Here is a 14,432-nt window from a genome sequence, read left to right as displayed (position 1 = left end):
CCGTTACCTGATCTTTGCCAGGATGTCCTTGTATGGGACGAACACGTACGTCTCGGAGTCGATCTCGAACATATCCGAGGTGTAGCCTCCGTACAAAACACGGTCCCCGGGGCTTAAGGGGAGACTGGAGCCGTCGTCGCGCTCTCCTACCGCAACGACGGATCCTTCCTTTCTGCCCTCCCGTGCGGATTCGGGGATGTAAATGCCGCTTTTCGTAACTTCTTCTCTTCGTATGGGTCTGATGAGAACCCGTTCTCCGATTGGGATAATCTCCATGAGTCTATCACCTTCAGAGAGTTTTTGCAACAAGATCGTAAGGCATCCTAAATATTTAAACCTTATCAAAATTATCGAAATGATTTCGATATATTGGATATCTTTATACCTGATCGGCTCATACGCATGAATAATCGATGACACCGGCGGCAAGGCAGATAGTCTTTCGACAGGTCGAGAGGCCGAGAGGCAAAAGGGCGGAGGAGAATCTCGACTGGTTCTTCAACAGCCTCGGTATCGGAGAAGGAAGGGACGTCGATCAGGTCGCCCAGCGGATTCTCGTCGTCCTTCTTTCGCACCAGGTCTCCGGGAACGGCGTGCCCGTGGAGAGGATCTCGCGCGACCTGGATGTCTCCAGTTCCCGTATCAACCACCACATCAGGAACCTTGTCGATGCTGGTGTCGTGTACCGCCACAAGCGGCAGATCCATCTCCGGGGCAACTCCCTCCAGTCGATGGTGCAGGAACTGCGCAAAGATGCGCTCCGGGTTCTCGACGATATCGAGGCCACGGCTGCAGAGCTCGACCGGTCGTTCGGCATCGAGGGGTGAAAGGCGGGGGCGGGCTCCCCTCACTCCTCCTGCTTCACGTAGGTGACGCCCTCCGGCTCCTCCGTTTCGCGGGTCTCTATCACGACGGTTTCCGAGATCCGGTTGAAGAGCCGCTGTTTCGAACCCGGCATAGCGAGCCAGCCGATAAGGCAGTCGGGGATGAGAAGAAACGCTTTGCCGAAACCCTGGATTGCTGCTGCGGAGAACCCGATATCCTCTCCGGCGCGGCCGGCGACCCGGATCTTCAGCGCCATCTTGCCGATGGACTGGCCGCGGTAACCCTCGAGCAGCGTCCAGTAGAGGAAGAGGACGATCGAGGAGAGGCTGATCGAGAGGAGTCCGGGAGATACCGTGAATTCCCAGGATGGCGGCAGCCGGTCGGAGAGCGCCCAGAGGGGAAGCCCGATCAGGATGATGTCGATGAGCCAGGCCCAGAACCGGGTCTCCCACCTGGCGAGGTAGAGGGTGACCATATCGATAATCTGTCGATCTCCGTTGTTCTTAACGGTTCGGATGGGTCGGTGATTGACGGGCCGCCGAAGGGCGCCACGGGCAATCATGACGGCCCGCTCTCCGGGGCTGGAGAAAATGGGGGAGATTATCCGATATAACTCAGTTCTTCCCGGCCCTTGGCTTCTTCGGCTTCCTGGATCTTTGCTATGATCTGCTCCATATCCTCGGCACGCTGCTGCAGCGAGGTATGGTCGACCTCGATCCCGGTCAGGCGGGAGAGCACCGTAAGAAGGCCGTCGGCACTCTTCGGGTCGACGATGTAGCCGCTCGTCTCGCCCATCAGGCAGATTCCCTCGATGCCCCGCTCCTCGCCGAGGCCGAGCAGGAGCCCCGAGGCCCCCACGATCATCCCGCCGCTCCCGGCGTTCTCAAACGACCCGCCGGCCGCCTCCACCTCGGAGCGGAGGTGCTCCATGTTGACCGCCGAGAGTACCCTCGGGTTCTCGACCAGGCGACCGACACCGTAGCCCCCGAGCGCGTAGATCCGCTTAACGCCAAGTTCTTCGGCGATATCGAGGTAGCGCTCCGCGAGGATGTAGTGGCCTTCGGCCGAGTTGCTCTGGAAATCTCCCACCAGAAAGAGGACCGACGTTCCGTCCTTCTCGTAGCGGTAGATCTCGTTGTTGACGAGATGGGTGATGCCCTGCTCGTCGACAATCACCTGCGGCGGGAAGTGGAGCGAAGAGATCTTCCCTACCTTCTCGGCCCCGAGTTCGTGGATCAGGTGGTCGGCAACGAGTTTCCCGACGTGCCCTATGCCGGGCAGGCCCTCGATCAGGACCGGGGCATCGATATTGTCGTCCCGTAGAAAGGTTACTGTGACGTGTTCCATCCGCGTGCGGCCCTCCTGTAGTTACCGTACCTGTCCTCGGGTGAAAAACGTGCCGGATGGGCCGGCCGGCACGGCCGGCCGCAGACCGGGCAGATCTCGGAGAGCGTATATCTCCGGTCGTGCGGACAGCGGCGGATGCGGCTGCTCATATGGTTCTATCCGGCCTTCTGCTTCCGGATAAACTTGCCGGAGCCGCCGGCCCGCTCGACCACGCCGACGGCGGCGCTTGCCGCCTTCTCGATTGCCTTCTCGGCTTCCTTATAATCGGGTGCGGTCACTTTTATCCGGTATTTCGGGGCTCCGACGTAGATCAGGTCGATATCCACGTTCTCGACCTTCGGCTGCGCACTCCGGAGCGCCCGGCGGATCACGTTGACGCCGTCGGGCCGGGCCGACGTCAGGATGAGGTGCCCGGTGATCGTCACCCTCGAGACCTTCACGTTTTCGTTCGCGACGGTGATAAGCGCTTTTTTTATCTTCTCGTCGAGGTTCAGCTTATCCGCTGCCTCGCCGGCGGTGGTGACGATATCCTCGAAGGCCGGGTATAACTGGCCGTATTCGCGGAAAATTGCCTCCTCGATGATCTTCCTGTCCGCTCCCGACGCCTCGGAGGCGAACCCGATCCACTTCACGGCCTTCTGCTCGTTCTTCCACTCGTGAATCTTTTCGCGCCGCTGGTGCTCGTTTACGTCTTTTAACGAGAGATCGATGTGGCCGCGATCGGGGTCCACATTCAGGACTTTGCAGACGACCTTCTGTCCTTCTCTTACGAAGTCCCGGATGTACTTAATCCAGCCCCGCGCTATCTCGGATATCGGTATGAGCCCTCGCCGCTCGTTGTACTCGTCCAGGGTCACGAACGCCGCAAAGTCCTTGACGTCCGCGACCGTGCAGACAACGAGTTCTCCTTCCTCGGGCCACTCTCTCTCATTCATGGAATTATCACTCAAGTACTGCCATGATCTCAGCCTTTATATCAGCTTTCCCGCCATGGGGCTCCGCAAGGATACGTCCGCAGACGTTGCACTCCACGACGGTACTCGCTCTCTCAAAGACCACTTGCTCATTTTCACAGTCGGGGCACTTTACCCGGAGGAATGTGCTCCTGTTCTCTCTGTTTACCCGGACCATACCAACTCACTCCGTAAGCTCGAATTTACCGATCCGGAATCCCGGCCTGAGATGTGCCTTGCCGCAGACCGTGCACCGGTATCTGACGTTGATCTTCTTCGTCGGCTTGTCGCCGCCGGGCACCTTGTTGAATTTGCCCATGTTGCCCACCGTGCTCCTGCGCGCCTTCTGGCGGTCGATCCAGTTGAAGTGGCGCACCTTGCCCCTCTTTACCTTCACGACTTCGTGAACCTGGTGGTTCCTGCAGAACGGGCAGTACGTCTTGAATTTTGACGGCATTTTCATGATAGTAACCTCTATTCAATAGATTCGAGTACCTATATTACTTGTTAAGCCTAATATTTAAGGCTATGTCGTGCTCGCAGAGCACGTCTGCATTGTTTTCCGGCAGGGTGACGATATCCCCTATTTTTAAGACATAGGTCCTGCCGTCCATCCCCATGAACGACTCCACATCGGAGCGGATATGCACGAGGGCGTAGGGAGACCGGATGGGGCGGGGAGCGGGAGCCGCAGGCGTTCCGCGGGGTTCCGGGATGCCGTCGGCTTCCTCGGCACTGCCTACGACGGCCGCACCGTCGCCGCCGAACGGAGTTGCCTCGCCGTGGACGAGTGCCTCCCGGCACTCCCCGATGGCGGTGATGATCCGCTCGTACATCGCCCGCTCCTCCGGGAGCATCTTGCGGGCCTCATCCTTATCGACGTAATGCCCCTCCATCTGCTGGAAGGCAAGGTCGAGGATCTGCCTCGTCCGGACCGAGAAGATCTCCTGGACGGTCTCGGTGACGCTGCCGATCTCCTCGATGAGCAGGCTCCCCATCCGGCTCTCCAGGGGGTTTTTGAGATCGTAGTAGTCCGTCTTGCGCTTCTCGATGTACGCCCGGGCGTCGTCGTAGAGGCCGGGCTCGATATGCGAGAGCCGTCCCGAGTGCTGCATATCAAGCAGCATCTGCCGCAGTTTCTCTAAAAGATCGGCGGCCATCATGCACCCCCGGCTATCTCCGCCACACCCCGGCAGCAGAGGAAGATCGCGAGCGCTTCGGGGACGTTCCGGATCCCTGCATCGAGCGAGTAGGTGTTCCCGAGCAGGGACGTGGCGAAATTTGCCTTCAGATCGACCCGTACGTCCCGGTCACCGAAGACCACCGCGTCCACGAGCGGATCGAAGTCCGCGAAGTCCCGGATATCGAGCGGCACGACTCGCATGCCGCTGCCGCCGTGCAGCGATCCCGGCGTCCGGATCAGCCGCTTGATATCGGTCGTGACCGGTTCGTCCGCACGCGCCCCGGCGTCCCGGAGCCTCTCCTCGAAGCCGGGTGCGGCCGTGAGCGCGCGGACGACCCGGTTCTTGAGGAGATCTTCCGGGGCTCCGGCGGCGAGGCTGCCGATATCCGCGAGGAACTCCGCGGCCGTTCGTTTCCCGATACCGTCGAGCCCCGCAAGGTAGGCCGTCGCCTCCGCCGGGTCGCGAGCGGCAAGATCCAGGAGATGGGCGCGGAGCGTTTCCACGTAGCGTCGCCGCCACCCGGTGCGGGCACCTTCGGCGCCCGCCCGGTCAGACCGAAGGTCCGACTCGGTCTCGCCGCCACCCGGAGCGAGCATCGCGGCCGGGTCGAGCCCGATGCCGCAGACGTAATCGACGATCTCGCGCCGTTCCTGGCTGCCCCATCCGCGGACGGCGATGTCGGTGACGTGGATATGGTAGCCGCGCCCCCCGGAGAAGGCGATTCTGATCTGGCTGCGGGCAAAACCGAGTTCGTCGGTCAGCATCGCGAGCAGTTTCTCGGTCTCCTCCTTGACCCGCGCAAGCATCATCGCGTAGGGGCCGCGGACGATATGGTCGGCGTCGAGATCGAAGATGAGGTCGGCGCCGGCCCAGTGCTTCTCGTTCATCGTCGGCGCCGACGGCGTCTGGTAGTAGGCCGTCGAGTAGTAGACGTGAGCGGGGACCAGGCTTTTGACATACGCGCCGAGTTCCTCGGGGTCGGCAAACGCCATGTGCCGCCGCATCCGGACTTCGGCCGCGGCGTCGAAGAAGATGAATCCCCATTCGCGCTGCTCGAGGGAGGACGGAACGGTGAGATTCTGCCTCTGGTAGTACTCGGCGAACCTCTGCTTCACAAACTCGAGCGTTGCGGGTTTCATGGGAACGTCTTGATCATATATGGGCCCACTCGTTCATATCCCTGTTTCCTGTAGTAGGGCCGCACCCCTACCCCGCTCATCACCGCGAGGCGGCGGTAGCCGTGATCGCGTGCCCCCTCTTCGGCCACGGAGAGGAGCTCGCTACCGAAACTGCGGTGCTGCCACTCGTCGGCGGATGCGGGGGTGCTGATCGGGACCACGCTCCCGTAGACGTGGAGCTCGCGCAGGAGTGCGGCGCCCGCGAGTTCCTCGCGAAAGGGCCGGTGCGGGAACCGGAGCCGGGCGAACCCGACGAGGGCGTCTTTTGAACCTGCCTGGATGAACCGCTCCTCTCCGCCGCACGCCCGGTAAACCAGGGTCGAGATTGCAACCTCTCCGGGTTCGGGCGCTCTCCCCACCTCGCGGCACCGGATGCACCGGCACCGCCCCCCCTGCGAATGAAGCCGCGCCTCGGCAAGCTGCCGGAAGTTGCTGTGCTTTGAACCCGCGACGATCAGTTTTGCCGGGATGTCGCGCTGGATCCGCTGGAGCCGGACGTACTCCGGGAGGAGGGACTTCGCGTAGGCGACGAGATCGATCAGTTCCTCCTCGGAGTAGGGCCGGTAGTCCCCCCGCTCCCAGAGTGCCTCGATCTCGGAGCCCGGCGTCACCAGGGTCGGGTAGACCTTCAGGAAATCCGGCCGGAACCTCTCGTCGGCGAAGAGTTCTCGAAACATCCGCCGGTCGTCCTCCATGCTTGCTCCCGGGAGGTTCGGCATCATGTGGAACCCGACCTTCAGTCCGGCGTCGCGCAGGAGGCAGTTCGCCGCGACCGAGTCGGCGACCGCGTGGCCCCGGCGGTTGTGGTCGAGGATCCGGTCGTCCAGGTGCTGGACGCCGAGTTCCACCTTGGTCACGCCCATCGAGAGCATCCGGTCGATATGCTCCTCCCGGCACCAGTCCGGCCGCGTCTCGAAGGTTGCGGCGACGCACCGGACCCGTGCCGACTCGTTCGCGGCGAAGATCGCCTCGAGATCGGGTCTCTCCTGGGGAGTTCCCGCCCGGGGATAGTCGTTCATCGCCTGCACGGCGGCCCCGACGAACCACTCCTGGTACTCGAGCGGGCGGGCGGTCATCGTCCCGCCCATCACGATCAGTTCCGCCTTGTCGACGTGGTGGCCGAGGGCCTCGAACTGCCCGAGGCGGGCCTGCACCTGGGCGTAGGGATCGAAGGCGTGCTCTCTCGCCCGGAGTGCCGCGGGCTCCTCTCCCGTGTAACTCTGGGGGGATGCAAAGGGGTGCTCCGGCCCGCCGGGGCAGGGGAGGCATTTTCCGTGGGGGCAGGGGTGGGGCGAGGTCATCACCGCAACGGGCGCCACCCCGGAGAGGGTCCGCGTGGGTTTCACCTGGAGGATCGGCCGGAGCCGCTCGCGCTCATCGGGTGTGGCGGCGGCGAGGATCGCGGAGTTTTTGGGCATGTTCGCACCGTGTTCACGGCAGACCTCGAGTTTGATCTTCTGTACGTCGGCAGGGACCGGCCCGGTAGAAAGGATGCGGGAGATGATCTCCCGGAGAGTATCGGTATCGTTCATCGTTTAGTGTTCGGTTGCAATACGTTCGGACTGAAAATCGGCGTGGTATTCGATGTAAGGATTGTGGTTGGCCCGGATGTGGTGGACGATCTCGCTCCCGAGCGTCAGGATGGCTTTTTTGTGAGTGACCTTATTCTTGTGGATATGGACGGGTGAGATGTGGAGAGTGTTGTACTGGTCGGTCGGGACATCCTCCCCCGTCGTGCTTTCGTAGTATTTCCTGATGTGGACTAACAGCATATATAAGTGGAGCAGCTCTTCCTTTTGCACGATATCACCTTTCCTCGAAGAATACTACTGTCCGCGGGTAGATATAATTTGTTGGTGATCTTTTTATATGCACAAGATGCGGGCGGTCGGAGCGCTCGTAGGGCTTGCAATCGGCGATGCTCTGGGCGCGCCCCTGGAAGGCCTTCCGCCGGCTCCGTTGGCCGTAACGGAGATGGTGGGAGGCGGGATTCACGACGTCGCTATCGGCCAGTACACCGACGACACCCTGCAGGCGTCAGCCCTGGCGCAGACCCTTCTCGAGTGCGGGGGGCTCGACCCGGAAGACTTCGCTCGCCGTCTGGTTCGGGTCTACCGTGCCCGCCCGGAGTTCTTCGGGCCGACGTCCCGTACCGTCCTCGATCTCATCGAAGGGGGCGTCGCGCCCACCATCGCCGCAGGGATGACGCACGAGGCGCGGGGCGGGAGCCGGAGTAACGGGAGCGTCATGCGCGGCATCCCGGTCGGGATCTTCTACCCGCCCGGGGAGGTGCGGGAGGCGAGCCTCGCCGCGTCCCGCGTCACGCACTTCGATCCCGCCGCCGGCGAAGCCTCGGCGTTCGTCAACCGGATGGTCAGCGGGATGTGCCGGGGGGAAGAGGCTCCCGTAGCCTTCGGCCGGGCGCTTGCCGCCTGCGAGGACCCGGAACTCCGCGGGTTCCTCGAGGACTACCGGGCGTATCCGCCGGACCCCTCGCTCGACGCCGTCCTCTGCACCCACTGCGCCGTCAGGGTCTTCATGGATGCCGTCTCCTTCCGCGAAGCGGTGGTCGCGGCGGTCAACCTCGGGGGCGACGCCGATACCGTCGGCGCGATCGTCGGCGGGCTCGCCGGAGCGCGGTACGGGTTCGAGGCGATCCCCTCGTCGTGGCTCGCCGCGCTCCGCGACCGGGAGGAGATCATCGATCTCGCCCGCAGGCTCGCAGGGGTGAGCCGGGCGTAAAAGAATAGTGAGACTGCTCCGTGGGGAAGGCCGATGCGCCGGCCTCACACCGGCCGGAGTTCCACGAGTTTCAGCGCCCGGCCGCGCTCGCAGACGTCGGGAGCGTTGCCGAGAACCTCCTCGACGATGTACTTCTCCCCCTCGATGATGCCGTCGGGACGGCAGAGACGGTAACTCCGGCACTCGATCTTCGGGCAGGAGAACTCGTAGCTGACTTTCGAGTTCGCGATCGCCATGTCGGCACCGATCAGGGCGACGAGCGGCGCTTCCACGACGTCGACTGCAATCACCGCCTCGTGGTGAACCGGGCAGTCGTGCCGGGTATTCGTGCGGACGGTAGCGACGCGGTACCTCCTGCCCGGCTGCAGGTTGTGGCAGGTCTTGCGGACCTTGCAGGTTTCACACTCCGGGCATGAGTTGCCTTCGTAGACGAAATCGAGCCCCGGCTTCGCGAGCGCGGCGCCGATCAGCGTCACTTTGGTCTTCCCTTTCACCATCTCTCCTCACTCCCGGTAGAGCATCTTCACCAGATCCCGCGCCGACTCCTCGGTCAATCCCATATCCAGTATGGTGAACCGTTCCGGCCGGATTGTCCTCGCGGCGAGCAGCGCCGCAACGGCCGTCTCGTCGTCGACACCGATCCCGGCGGGGGTGGTCGGTGCGCCGATCTTCTTTAGCGAGTCCCGGATCCCCTCCCAGTCCCCACCGTGGAGGTACATCGTGATGATCGCCCCGATCCCGCACTTCTCCCCGTGGAGCCCCTTCCCCGGCGCGAGTTTCTCCAGAGCGTGGGAGAACTTGTGCTCGCCGCCGCTCCCGGGCCGGGACGACCCCGCGATACTCATCGCGACACCTGAAGAGACCAGCGCTTTCGTCACCAGCCAGGCGCTCTCCTCGGAGTGGGGTTTGATGAGGTCTGCGTTCTTAAAGAGGATCTCGGCGGTCATCCGGGAGAGCGTCAGCGCGTACTCCGAGAGCGGTTCGCCCCGGAGACGGTGGGAGAGTTCCCAGTCGAGGATTGCGGTGTAGTTCGCGATGATGTCCGCACACCCGGACGCCAGCAGCCGGTGGGGTGCCGACGCGATGACGGCGGTGTCGGCCACGACGGCGATGGGGGGTTCGGCCGCGAGCGAGACGTTCCCCTCGGCGGTCGGCACCGAGGCACGCGACGAGGCGATCCCGTCGTGCGATGCGGCGGTGGGAACGCTGATGAAGTGGCGGTCGGTGTTGTAGGAGGCGATCTTCGCCGTGTCGATGACCCGGCCCCCGCCGACGCCGATGACGAACCCCGCCTCTGCCGCCGCCGCCTCGGCTTTCCGGATCGTCTCGAGAGGATCGCCATCGTTCGCGGCGAACGTCGCGACGTCGTAGGAGCCGGCAAGGAGCGCCTCGACCTTTTTCCCGGCGATGTCCCTTGTTTGACCACCCGATACGATGAGCACAGAGTCGCCGAGGGCAAGGTCTTCGCAGACAGCCGGGATCTGCTCGATGACATCGTGGCCGATGACGACGTCACGGGGGAGCTGCATCCATTTCGACTTGTCGAAGACCTTGGTTCTGAGTAGGTTTATGCGGTCTGCGCTCATTTAGATCAACAATGATTAGGGAGTTCCTCTACAAATACTACATCGATCCAATCCGTTACGGCGAAGCGTATACGCTCGTCGATACGTTGACCTACGCCCTGATCCTCATCGCAGCGGTCTATCTCGTCTATCGGGGACTCCGACGGTATCGGATTGCCGTCGATGACGAGCTGGTGCTTGCGACCCTGCCCTTCGTCGTCCTCGGGGGGCTTCTCCGGGTCGTCGAGGATACCGGGATGATCACCTCCGATCTCCGGTTTCTCCTGATCACGCCCCTGATCTTCTTTACGATCTTTGCGGTTGCGGCGATCGCTCTCTTTGCCGGGAAACTCGCGGAGAACGCCGGACTCGTCGCCCGCTACAGCCGCTTCTACGGGAGCGTCGGGGTCGCCGCCTGTCTCGTGGCCGCTTCAGCGCTCGTCTGGTTCGGTCTTACTGAAGCGACGATCGCGCTCGACGTCCTCGCCGTCATCCTGGTGCTTGCCTCTGTTACGTCGCTCGCCCTCTGGGCGTTTCTCGTTTACGTGCTGAAGTGGGACTACGCCTCGAACATCCTTTACAAACTCCTCATCTTCGGCCACATGCTGGACGCGAGCGCCACGAGTTACGGGATCGACATTCATCCCGTCCACTACGTCGAGCAGCACGTCGTGGGTGCGGCCCTGATAGATGCGACCGGAACCGCCTTCTCGATGTTCCTGCTGAAGGTTGCGGTGCTCGTCCCCGCCGTCTACGTCCTCGAGATGTACCGGCGTGAGGGCGACTCCGGCCTCTGGCACCTCATCCTGCTCGCCATGATCGTCGTCGGTATGGCGCCGGGGATACGCGATCTCGCCCGGATGGTGCTCTATGTCTGAACCCTCGTTTGCCCGGGCCACGATCTTCGCGGCCGTCTTCTTCGCCGTCTCGATCGGCATCGGCGTTGTTGCCGTGGCTCGCGACCCGGGCGTAGGTGCACAGGCCGCGACTCTCTTCAACGAGCAGGTGGTGAGCCAGCTCCTCTCCGATTCCCCGCCCGTCCTTGCGGGGAAACTCTTCCTGAACAACCTGGCCACCTGCCTCCTCCTCTTCCTCGGGGGAGCCTCCCTCGGCGTGGTCACGATGCTGATTCTCTCGGTCAACGGACTGTTGATCGGTGCGTTGACGGAACTCGTGCGGCAGCAGCAGGGTATGCTCTTCATTGCGGCGGCGCTCGTCCCCCACGGCATCTTCGAGATCCCCGCCTTCCTCATCGCGGGGGGCCTCGGCCTCCTCCTCGGGCGGGAACTCATCGCCGAATGGCACGGCACGGGCGATGCCGCCGCAGAAGCCCTGTCTCTCGCCCGGCTCTTTCTCCGGCTGGTCGTCCCGCTCCTCGCGGTTGCCGCGGTCGTAGAGGCATTTATTACGCCGGCAATCCTAAGTATGGTAGCTTAAGAGAGGCAGATCAATAATTTTTGAGGTACGAGACGGATGGAAGAAGATACAGGAGCACTTCCCCGGAAAGAGAACTTTTCCGAGTGGTACAATGAGATTCTCTGGCGAGCCGAGATCATGGACGTCCGCTACCCGGTCAAGGGGCTGTACGTCTGGTATCCCCACGGGTTCGGCATCCGGAAGCGTGCATACGGGATACTCCGGGACCTGATGGACCGCGACCACGCTGAGACGATGTTTCCGCTCCTCATCCCGAAGACCGAGTTCATGAAGGAGGCCGAGCACATCAAGGGCTTCGAGGACGAGGTTTACTGGGTCACTCACGGCGGCAGGAACGAGCTCGACGTGCCGCTCGCTCTCCGGCCGACGAGCGAGACCGCCATCTACCCGATGTACGCCCTCTGGATCCGGTCGCACACGGATCTGCCCTTAAAACTCTACCAGATCGTCAATACGTTCCGCTACGAGACGAAGCACACCCGCCCGCTCATCCGTCTCCGGGAGATCACGTCGTTTAAGGAGGCGCACACCGTCCACGCGACGCGGGAGGAGGCAGCGGCGCAGGTCGAGACCGCGCTCGGCCTCTACCGGGAGTTCTACGACAGCCTCCGCGTCCCGGTGATCATATCCCGCCGTCCCGAGTGGGACAAGTTCCCGGGCGCCGACTACACCATCGCGGTCGATACCATCATGCCCGACGGCAAGACGCTCCAGATAGGGACGGTGCACATGCTCGGCGACCACTTCTCCCGCACCTACGCCATCACCTACGAGGACGCGAACGGCGAGCAGCAGTACGCCTACCAGACCTGCTACGGGATCTCCGAGCGGTCGATTGCGGCCACGATCGGCATCCACGGCGACGATAAGGGGCTCGTGCTGCCGCCGGAGGTTGCACCGGTCGAGATCGTCATCGTGCCGATCATCGTTGGGAAGCGGCGCGACGAGGTGCTTGCGGCGGCCACGGCGCTTGAGACGGAACTCCGGAACGCCGGGTTCGCCGTGAAACTCGATGCGCGGGATATGCGTCCGGGCGCGAAATACTACCACTGGGAGATGCGCGGCATCCCGCTGCGGATCGAGATCGGGCCGCGGGATATCGACGCGAACACGGTCGTCGCCGTCACCCGCACGGGCAAAAAGACCACGCTCGACCGCCGGGGCGTCGTCGAAGGGATCACCTCCGTCCTTGCAGGGTTCGGGGAAGATCTCTCGCAGGCGGGGAAGCAGGCGATGGCCGACCGGATAACCGCGGCCAGCACGCTCGAGGAGACCGCCGAGGCGGTGAAGAGCGGGGTTGCGGTCGTTCACTGGTGCGGATCGCAGGAGTGTGCAGAAAAGATTGAGGCGGCGGTGGATGCGAGCATCATCGGGTCCGACATCCGGTCGGACCTGATCGCCGTCTCGGACGGCCCGTGCGTCGCCTGCGGCGGCGAAGGCACGTCCGCCCTGGTTGCCCGGACCTACTGATCAGCAGGACGGGCAGGTATACGTTTTTACGTGTTCGGGGGACGCGAGGTCTCCCGAGATCACGGATTTTCCGCCCAGGAAGAATATTCTCCCGCACTTTTCGCATCTCTTCGGGAGCAGCCGTTCCCAGCGGCTCATCGGAACTTCCAGAGAGAACTGCATCTTCTCCGCGTCGGCGGGATTGCACTGGGTGAGCTCCTCGTACCGGGAGAGGATCTGCATGACCTGGAGCGGGTTTGCTCCCTCGCTGCAGAACCGTTTGAAGACGTAAAATTGGAAGATCATCCACCCAAGGTCGGAGCGCTCTATGGTCTCCTCGTATTCGCTGCACGTTCCGTCGTCTTCGTCGAGGGAATACCCGCAGAGGGGGCAGCGCCCGCCCACGAGTTCGTCCAGGTAGACCTCTTCATGGCAGCTGGGACAGGTGGTGTGGGGGGTATGCATTCTGGAAGTCATGATTATACTGGCCTCATACCTCTAACTCTTCCAGGGACACCGGGCGCGGGGCTTCGTGCCTTCCGGAAGCATTCCACGCGAGATGCGCGATCTCTACGATTGTCGTGAGGTTTACTACGTATTGCGCTTGGGGTGCTCTTATACGTGTCGAATGAGGCCGGGGGATCTGCCCGCCCACGGCGTCGGCCCCCGTCGCCGCCGGTCCCCCGTGCTCATCCCCGCGGGATCCGGCGGCCGCCCCGGCCGCGATCCCCCTCCCCTGCAAACTAGAATGCCGGCAAATAGGTCGTCTTATCACGATCCGGGCCGTCGGCATAGAATTTTTATAGGTTGCCGTGGCACTCTGCGCGCATGGCATCTCCAGCGGCATCCGAAGTCTACGTCATCGATGCATCCGATCGCACCCATGCCGTCGAGGCGCTCTGGCGCGAGATTGGCCTTTCCTCCCTCGATGGAAAGGCCGTTGCGGTCAAGGCGAACTTCAACAGCGACGATCCGTTCCCCGCGACGACGCATCCCGATATGCTGGAGACGATCCTCGCACGGGTCCGCGATGCCGGTGCCCGGTCGATCGTGCTCGGCGAGCGGAGCGGGATGGGAGAGACCGCCCTGGTGCTGAAGAACCGGGGTGCCGCCGATGTCGCGGCCCGGATGGGTGCGGAGGTGGCGGTGCTCGACTCGCTCCCATTGGAGGGGTGGGAGGCGATCCCCCCGGACGATCTTCACTGGGAGCGCGGGTTCCTGGTCGCCCGGCTCTTCCGGGAGGCAGATGCGGTGGTCCAGACCTGCTGCCTGAAGACGCACCGGTTCGGCGGCCTGGTCTCCCTCTCCCTGAAGAATACGGTAGGAGCGGTGGCGGCGAGGAACCCGGGGAACGGCTACAACTACATGGCGGAGCTGCATTCGTCGCCGCACCAGAGGAGGATGGTCGCCGAGATCAACCGGTTCGTTCCCTGCGACGTCGCCGTCATGGACGCGACGGAGGGGTTCTCGACCGGGGGGCCCGAGCGGGGCAGCCGTATCGCCCCGAACGCCATCCTCGCGAGCACCGACCGGGTCGCCCTGGACGCCGCCGGTATCGCGCTCCTCCGGCACTACGGCTCGACGCCGGAGGTGATGCGGGGCCGGATATTTGCAATGGATACCATTGCCCGGGCTGCACAACTCGGGGTCGGAGTTAAGTCGGCGGAGGATCTCCGGCTCGTGGCGCTCGACTCCGAGAGCAAAGAGCTCGTCATCGAGATGCGGCGGATCCTGGACGAAACCGCCTGAGGG

Annotated in this window: 20 protein-coding genes; 6 read left to right on the top strand and 14 right to left on the bottom strand. The window is 63.1% G+C overall.

The window, feature by feature from the left end:
• Nucleotides 1-3 precede the first annotated feature (3 nt).
• A complete protein-coding gene (gene groES / locus SZ63_RS04675; protein WP_241481244.1) occupies nucleotides 4-306 on the bottom strand; it encodes a co-chaperone GroES in 303 nt (100 codons plus the stop codon).
• 107 nt (nucleotides 307-413) lie between these two features.
• Between groES and SZ63_RS04670 the strand changes: the two genes are divergently transcribed.
• Nucleotides 414-827: a helix-turn-helix domain-containing protein gene (locus SZ63_RS04670; protein WP_048181905.1), complete on the top strand. Its 414-nt coding sequence runs from the start codon at nucleotides 414-416 to the stop codon at nucleotides 825-827.
• Between the two features lie 20 nt (nucleotides 828-847).
• Here SZ63_RS04670 and SZ63_RS04665 read toward each other — a convergent pair whose 3' ends face one another.
• From SZ63_RS04665 to SZ63_RS04625, 10 genes are all read right to left on the bottom strand, one after another.
• Nucleotides 848-1,300, bottom strand: coding sequence for an RDD family protein (locus tag SZ63_RS04665; RefSeq protein WP_048181903.1), 453 nt, complete (start codon nucleotides 1,298-1,300; stop codon nucleotides 848-850).
• A 125-nt stretch (nucleotides 1,301-1,425) separates the two neighbouring features.
• Nucleotides 1,426-2,172: a proteasome assembly chaperone family protein gene (locus SZ63_RS04660; protein ID WP_048181900.1), complete on the bottom strand. Its 747-nt coding sequence runs from the start codon at nucleotides 2,170-2,172 to the stop codon at nucleotides 1,426-1,428.
• On the bottom strand, nucleotides 2,154-2,321 hold the full coding sequence (locus tag SZ63_RS12620) for an RNA-protein complex protein Nop10 (RefSeq protein ID WP_082122650.1): 168 nt from the start codon (nucleotides 2,319-2,321) through the stop codon (nucleotides 2,154-2,156). The genes SZ63_RS04660 and SZ63_RS12620 overlap by 19 nt, the downstream gene beginning before the upstream one ends.
• A 6-nt stretch (nucleotides 2,322-2,327) precedes the next feature.
• The gene (locus tag SZ63_RS04655) at nucleotides 2,328-3,107 is read right to left on the bottom strand and encodes a translation initiation factor IF-2 subunit alpha (protein WP_048181897.1); all 780 of its coding nucleotides are present in this window, start codon (nucleotides 3,105-3,107) and stop codon (nucleotides 2,328-2,330) included.
• Nucleotides 3,108-3,114: 7 nt separating this feature from the next.
• On the bottom strand, nucleotides 3,115-3,303 hold the full coding sequence (locus tag SZ63_RS04650; protein WP_048181895.1) for a 30S ribosomal protein S27e: 189 nt from the start codon (nucleotides 3,301-3,303) through the stop codon (nucleotides 3,115-3,117).
• 6 nt (nucleotides 3,304-3,309) lie between these two features.
• A complete protein-coding gene (locus tag SZ63_RS04645; protein ID WP_048181892.1) occupies nucleotides 3,310-3,588 on the bottom strand; it encodes a 50S ribosomal protein L44e in 279 nt (92 codons plus the stop codon).
• A gap of 37 nt (nucleotides 3,589-3,625) precedes the next feature.
• Nucleotides 3,626-4,288 carry a hypothetical protein gene (locus SZ63_RS04640; RefSeq protein ID WP_241481243.1) on the bottom strand — a complete coding sequence of 221 codons (663 nt, stop codon included), beginning with the start codon at nucleotides 4,286-4,288 and terminating at the stop codon, nucleotides 3,626-3,628.
• Entirely contained in the window at nucleotides 4,285-5,448 is a 1,164-nt protein-coding gene (locus SZ63_RS04635) for a DNA primase small subunit domain-containing protein (protein ID WP_048181883.1), read from the bottom strand. Before SZ63_RS04635 ends, SZ63_RS04640 begins: the two co-directional genes overlap by 4 nt.
• Complete coding sequence (locus tag SZ63_RS04630; protein ID WP_048181882.1) at nucleotides 5,445-7,019, bottom strand: tRNA uridine(34) 5-carboxymethylaminomethyl modification radical SAM/GNAT enzyme Elp3; 1,575 nt, start codon at nucleotides 7,017-7,019, stop codon at nucleotides 5,445-5,447. Before SZ63_RS04630 ends, SZ63_RS04635 begins: the two co-directional genes overlap by 4 nt.
• 3 nt (nucleotides 7,020-7,022) lie before the next feature.
• Nucleotides 7,023-7,289, bottom strand: coding sequence for a UPF0058 family protein (locus SZ63_RS04625; RefSeq protein ID WP_082122649.1), 267 nt, complete (start codon nucleotides 7,287-7,289; stop codon nucleotides 7,023-7,025).
• Between the two features lie 67 nt (nucleotides 7,290-7,356).
• Here SZ63_RS04625 and SZ63_RS04620 point away from each other — a divergent pair, with 67 nt between their 5' ends.
• On the top strand, nucleotides 7,357-8,229 hold the full coding sequence (locus SZ63_RS04620; RefSeq protein WP_048181877.1) for an ADP-ribosylglycohydrolase family protein: 873 nt from the start codon (nucleotides 7,357-7,359) through the stop codon (nucleotides 8,227-8,229).
• A gap of 44 nt (nucleotides 8,230-8,273) precedes the next feature.
• On the opposite strand, the gene SZ63_RS04615 is transcribed toward SZ63_RS04620, so the two are convergent.
• Nucleotides 8,274-8,726 carry a UPF0179 family protein gene (locus SZ63_RS04615; protein ID WP_048181874.1) on the bottom strand — a complete coding sequence of 151 codons (453 nt, stop codon included), beginning with the start codon at nucleotides 8,724-8,726 and terminating at the stop codon, nucleotides 8,274-8,276.
• Between the two features lie 6 nt (nucleotides 8,727-8,732).
• Nucleotides 8,733-9,815, bottom strand: coding sequence for an NAD(P)-dependent glycerol-1-phosphate dehydrogenase (locus SZ63_RS04610; protein WP_048181871.1), 1,083 nt, complete (start codon nucleotides 9,813-9,815; stop codon nucleotides 8,733-8,735).
• 11 nt (nucleotides 9,816-9,826) lie between these two features.
• On the opposite strand from SZ63_RS04610, the gene SZ63_RS04605 reads away from it, so the two are divergent.
• From SZ63_RS04605 to proS, 3 genes are read left to right on the top strand one after another with little or no spacing between them, the layout of a single operon-like run.
• Entirely contained in the window at nucleotides 9,827-10,672 is an 846-nt protein-coding gene (locus SZ63_RS04605; protein WP_048181868.1) for a DUF63 family protein, read from the top strand.
• Nucleotides 10,665-11,231: a stage II sporulation protein M gene (locus SZ63_RS04600; RefSeq protein ID WP_048181865.1), complete on the top strand. Its 567-nt coding sequence runs from the start codon at nucleotides 10,665-10,667 to the stop codon at nucleotides 11,229-11,231. Before SZ63_RS04605 ends, SZ63_RS04600 begins: the two co-directional genes overlap by 8 nt.
• Nucleotides 11,232-11,267: 36 nt before the next feature.
• The gene (gene proS, locus SZ63_RS04595) at nucleotides 11,268-12,701 is read left to right on the top strand and encodes a proline--tRNA ligase (RefSeq protein ID WP_048181863.1); all 1,434 of its coding nucleotides are present in this window, start codon (nucleotides 11,268-11,270) and stop codon (nucleotides 12,699-12,701) included.
• Here proS and SZ63_RS04590 read toward each other — a convergent pair whose 3' ends face one another.
• On the bottom strand, nucleotides 12,702-13,157 hold the full coding sequence (locus tag SZ63_RS04590) for a hypothetical protein (RefSeq protein WP_048181860.1): 456 nt from the start codon (nucleotides 13,155-13,157) through the stop codon (nucleotides 12,702-12,704).
• Between the two features lie 351 nt (nucleotides 13,158-13,508).
• Between SZ63_RS04590 and SZ63_RS04585 the strand changes: the two genes are divergently transcribed.
• On the top strand, nucleotides 13,509-14,429 hold the full coding sequence (locus SZ63_RS04585) for a DUF362 domain-containing protein (protein WP_048181857.1): 921 nt from the start codon (nucleotides 13,509-13,511) through the stop codon (nucleotides 14,427-14,429).
• Nucleotides 14,430-14,432: the final 3 nt, after the last annotated feature.

The organism is Methanoculleus sediminis, from assembly GCF_001017125.1.
Taxonomy (GTDB): Archaea; Halobacteriota; Methanomicrobia; order Methanomicrobiales; family Methanoculleaceae; genus Methanoculleus; species Methanoculleus sediminis.
This window is presented reverse-complemented; position numbering and strand designations above follow the sequence as displayed.

Coding starts and splice junctions, on each gene's coding strand:
- SZ63_RS04670 (WP_048181905.1), top strand. CDS start 414: ATGACACCGGCGGCAAGGCAGATAGTCTTTCGACAGGTCGAGAGGCCG.
- SZ63_RS04665 (WP_048181903.1), bottom strand. CDS start 1,300: ATGGTCACCCTCTACCTCGCCAGGTGGGAGACCCGGTTCTGGGCCTGG.
- SZ63_RS04660 (WP_048181900.1), bottom strand. CDS start 2,172: ATGGAACACGTCACAGTAACCTTTCTACGGGACGACAATATCGATGCC.
- SZ63_RS12620 (WP_082122650.1), bottom strand. CDS start 2,321: ATGAGCAGCCGCATCCGCCGCTGTCCGCACGACCGGAGATATACGCTC.
- SZ63_RS04655 (WP_048181897.1), bottom strand. CDS start 3,107: ATGAATGAGAGAGAGTGGCCCGAGGAAGGAGAACTCGTTGTCTGCACG.
- SZ63_RS04650 (WP_048181895.1), bottom strand. CDS start 3,303: ATGGTCCGGGTAAACAGAGAGAACAGGAGCACATTCCTCCGGGTAAAG.
- SZ63_RS04645 (WP_048181892.1), bottom strand. CDS start 3,588: ATGAAAATGCCGTCAAAATTCAAGACGTACTGCCCGTTCTGCAGGAAC.
- SZ63_RS04640 (WP_241481243.1), bottom strand. CDS start 4,288: ATGATGGCCGCCGATCTTTTAGAGAAACTGCGGCAGATGCTGCTTGAT.
- SZ63_RS04635 (WP_048181883.1), bottom strand. CDS start 5,448: ATGAAACCCGCAACGCTCGAGTTTGTGAAGCAGAGGTTCGCCGAGTAC.
- SZ63_RS04630 (WP_048181882.1), bottom strand. CDS start 7,019: ATGAACGATACCGATACTCTCCGGGAGATCATCTCCCGCATCCTTTCT.
- SZ63_RS04620 (WP_048181877.1), top strand. CDS start 7,357: ATGCACAAGATGCGGGCGGTCGGAGCGCTCGTAGGGCTTGCAATCGGC.
- SZ63_RS04615 (WP_048181874.1), bottom strand. CDS start 8,726: ATGGTGAAAGGGAAGACCAAAGTGACGCTGATCGGCGCCGCGCTCGCG.
- SZ63_RS04610 (WP_048181871.1), bottom strand. CDS start 9,815: ATGAGCGCAGACCGCATAAACCTACTCAGAACCAAGGTCTTCGACAAG.
- SZ63_RS04605 (WP_048181868.1), top strand. CDS start 9,827: ATGATTAGGGAGTTCCTCTACAAATACTACATCGATCCAATCCGTTAC.
- SZ63_RS04600 (WP_048181865.1), top strand. CDS start 10,665: ATGTCTGAACCCTCGTTTGCCCGGGCCACGATCTTCGCGGCCGTCTTC.
- proS (WP_048181863.1), top strand. CDS start 11,268: ATGGAAGAAGATACAGGAGCACTTCCCCGGAAAGAGAACTTTTCCGAG.
- SZ63_RS04590 (WP_048181860.1), bottom strand. CDS start 13,157: ATGACTTCCAGAATGCATACCCCCCACACCACCTGTCCCAGCTGCCAT.
- SZ63_RS04585 (WP_048181857.1), top strand. CDS start 13,509: ATGGCATCTCCAGCGGCATCCGAAGTCTACGTCATCGATGCATCCGAT.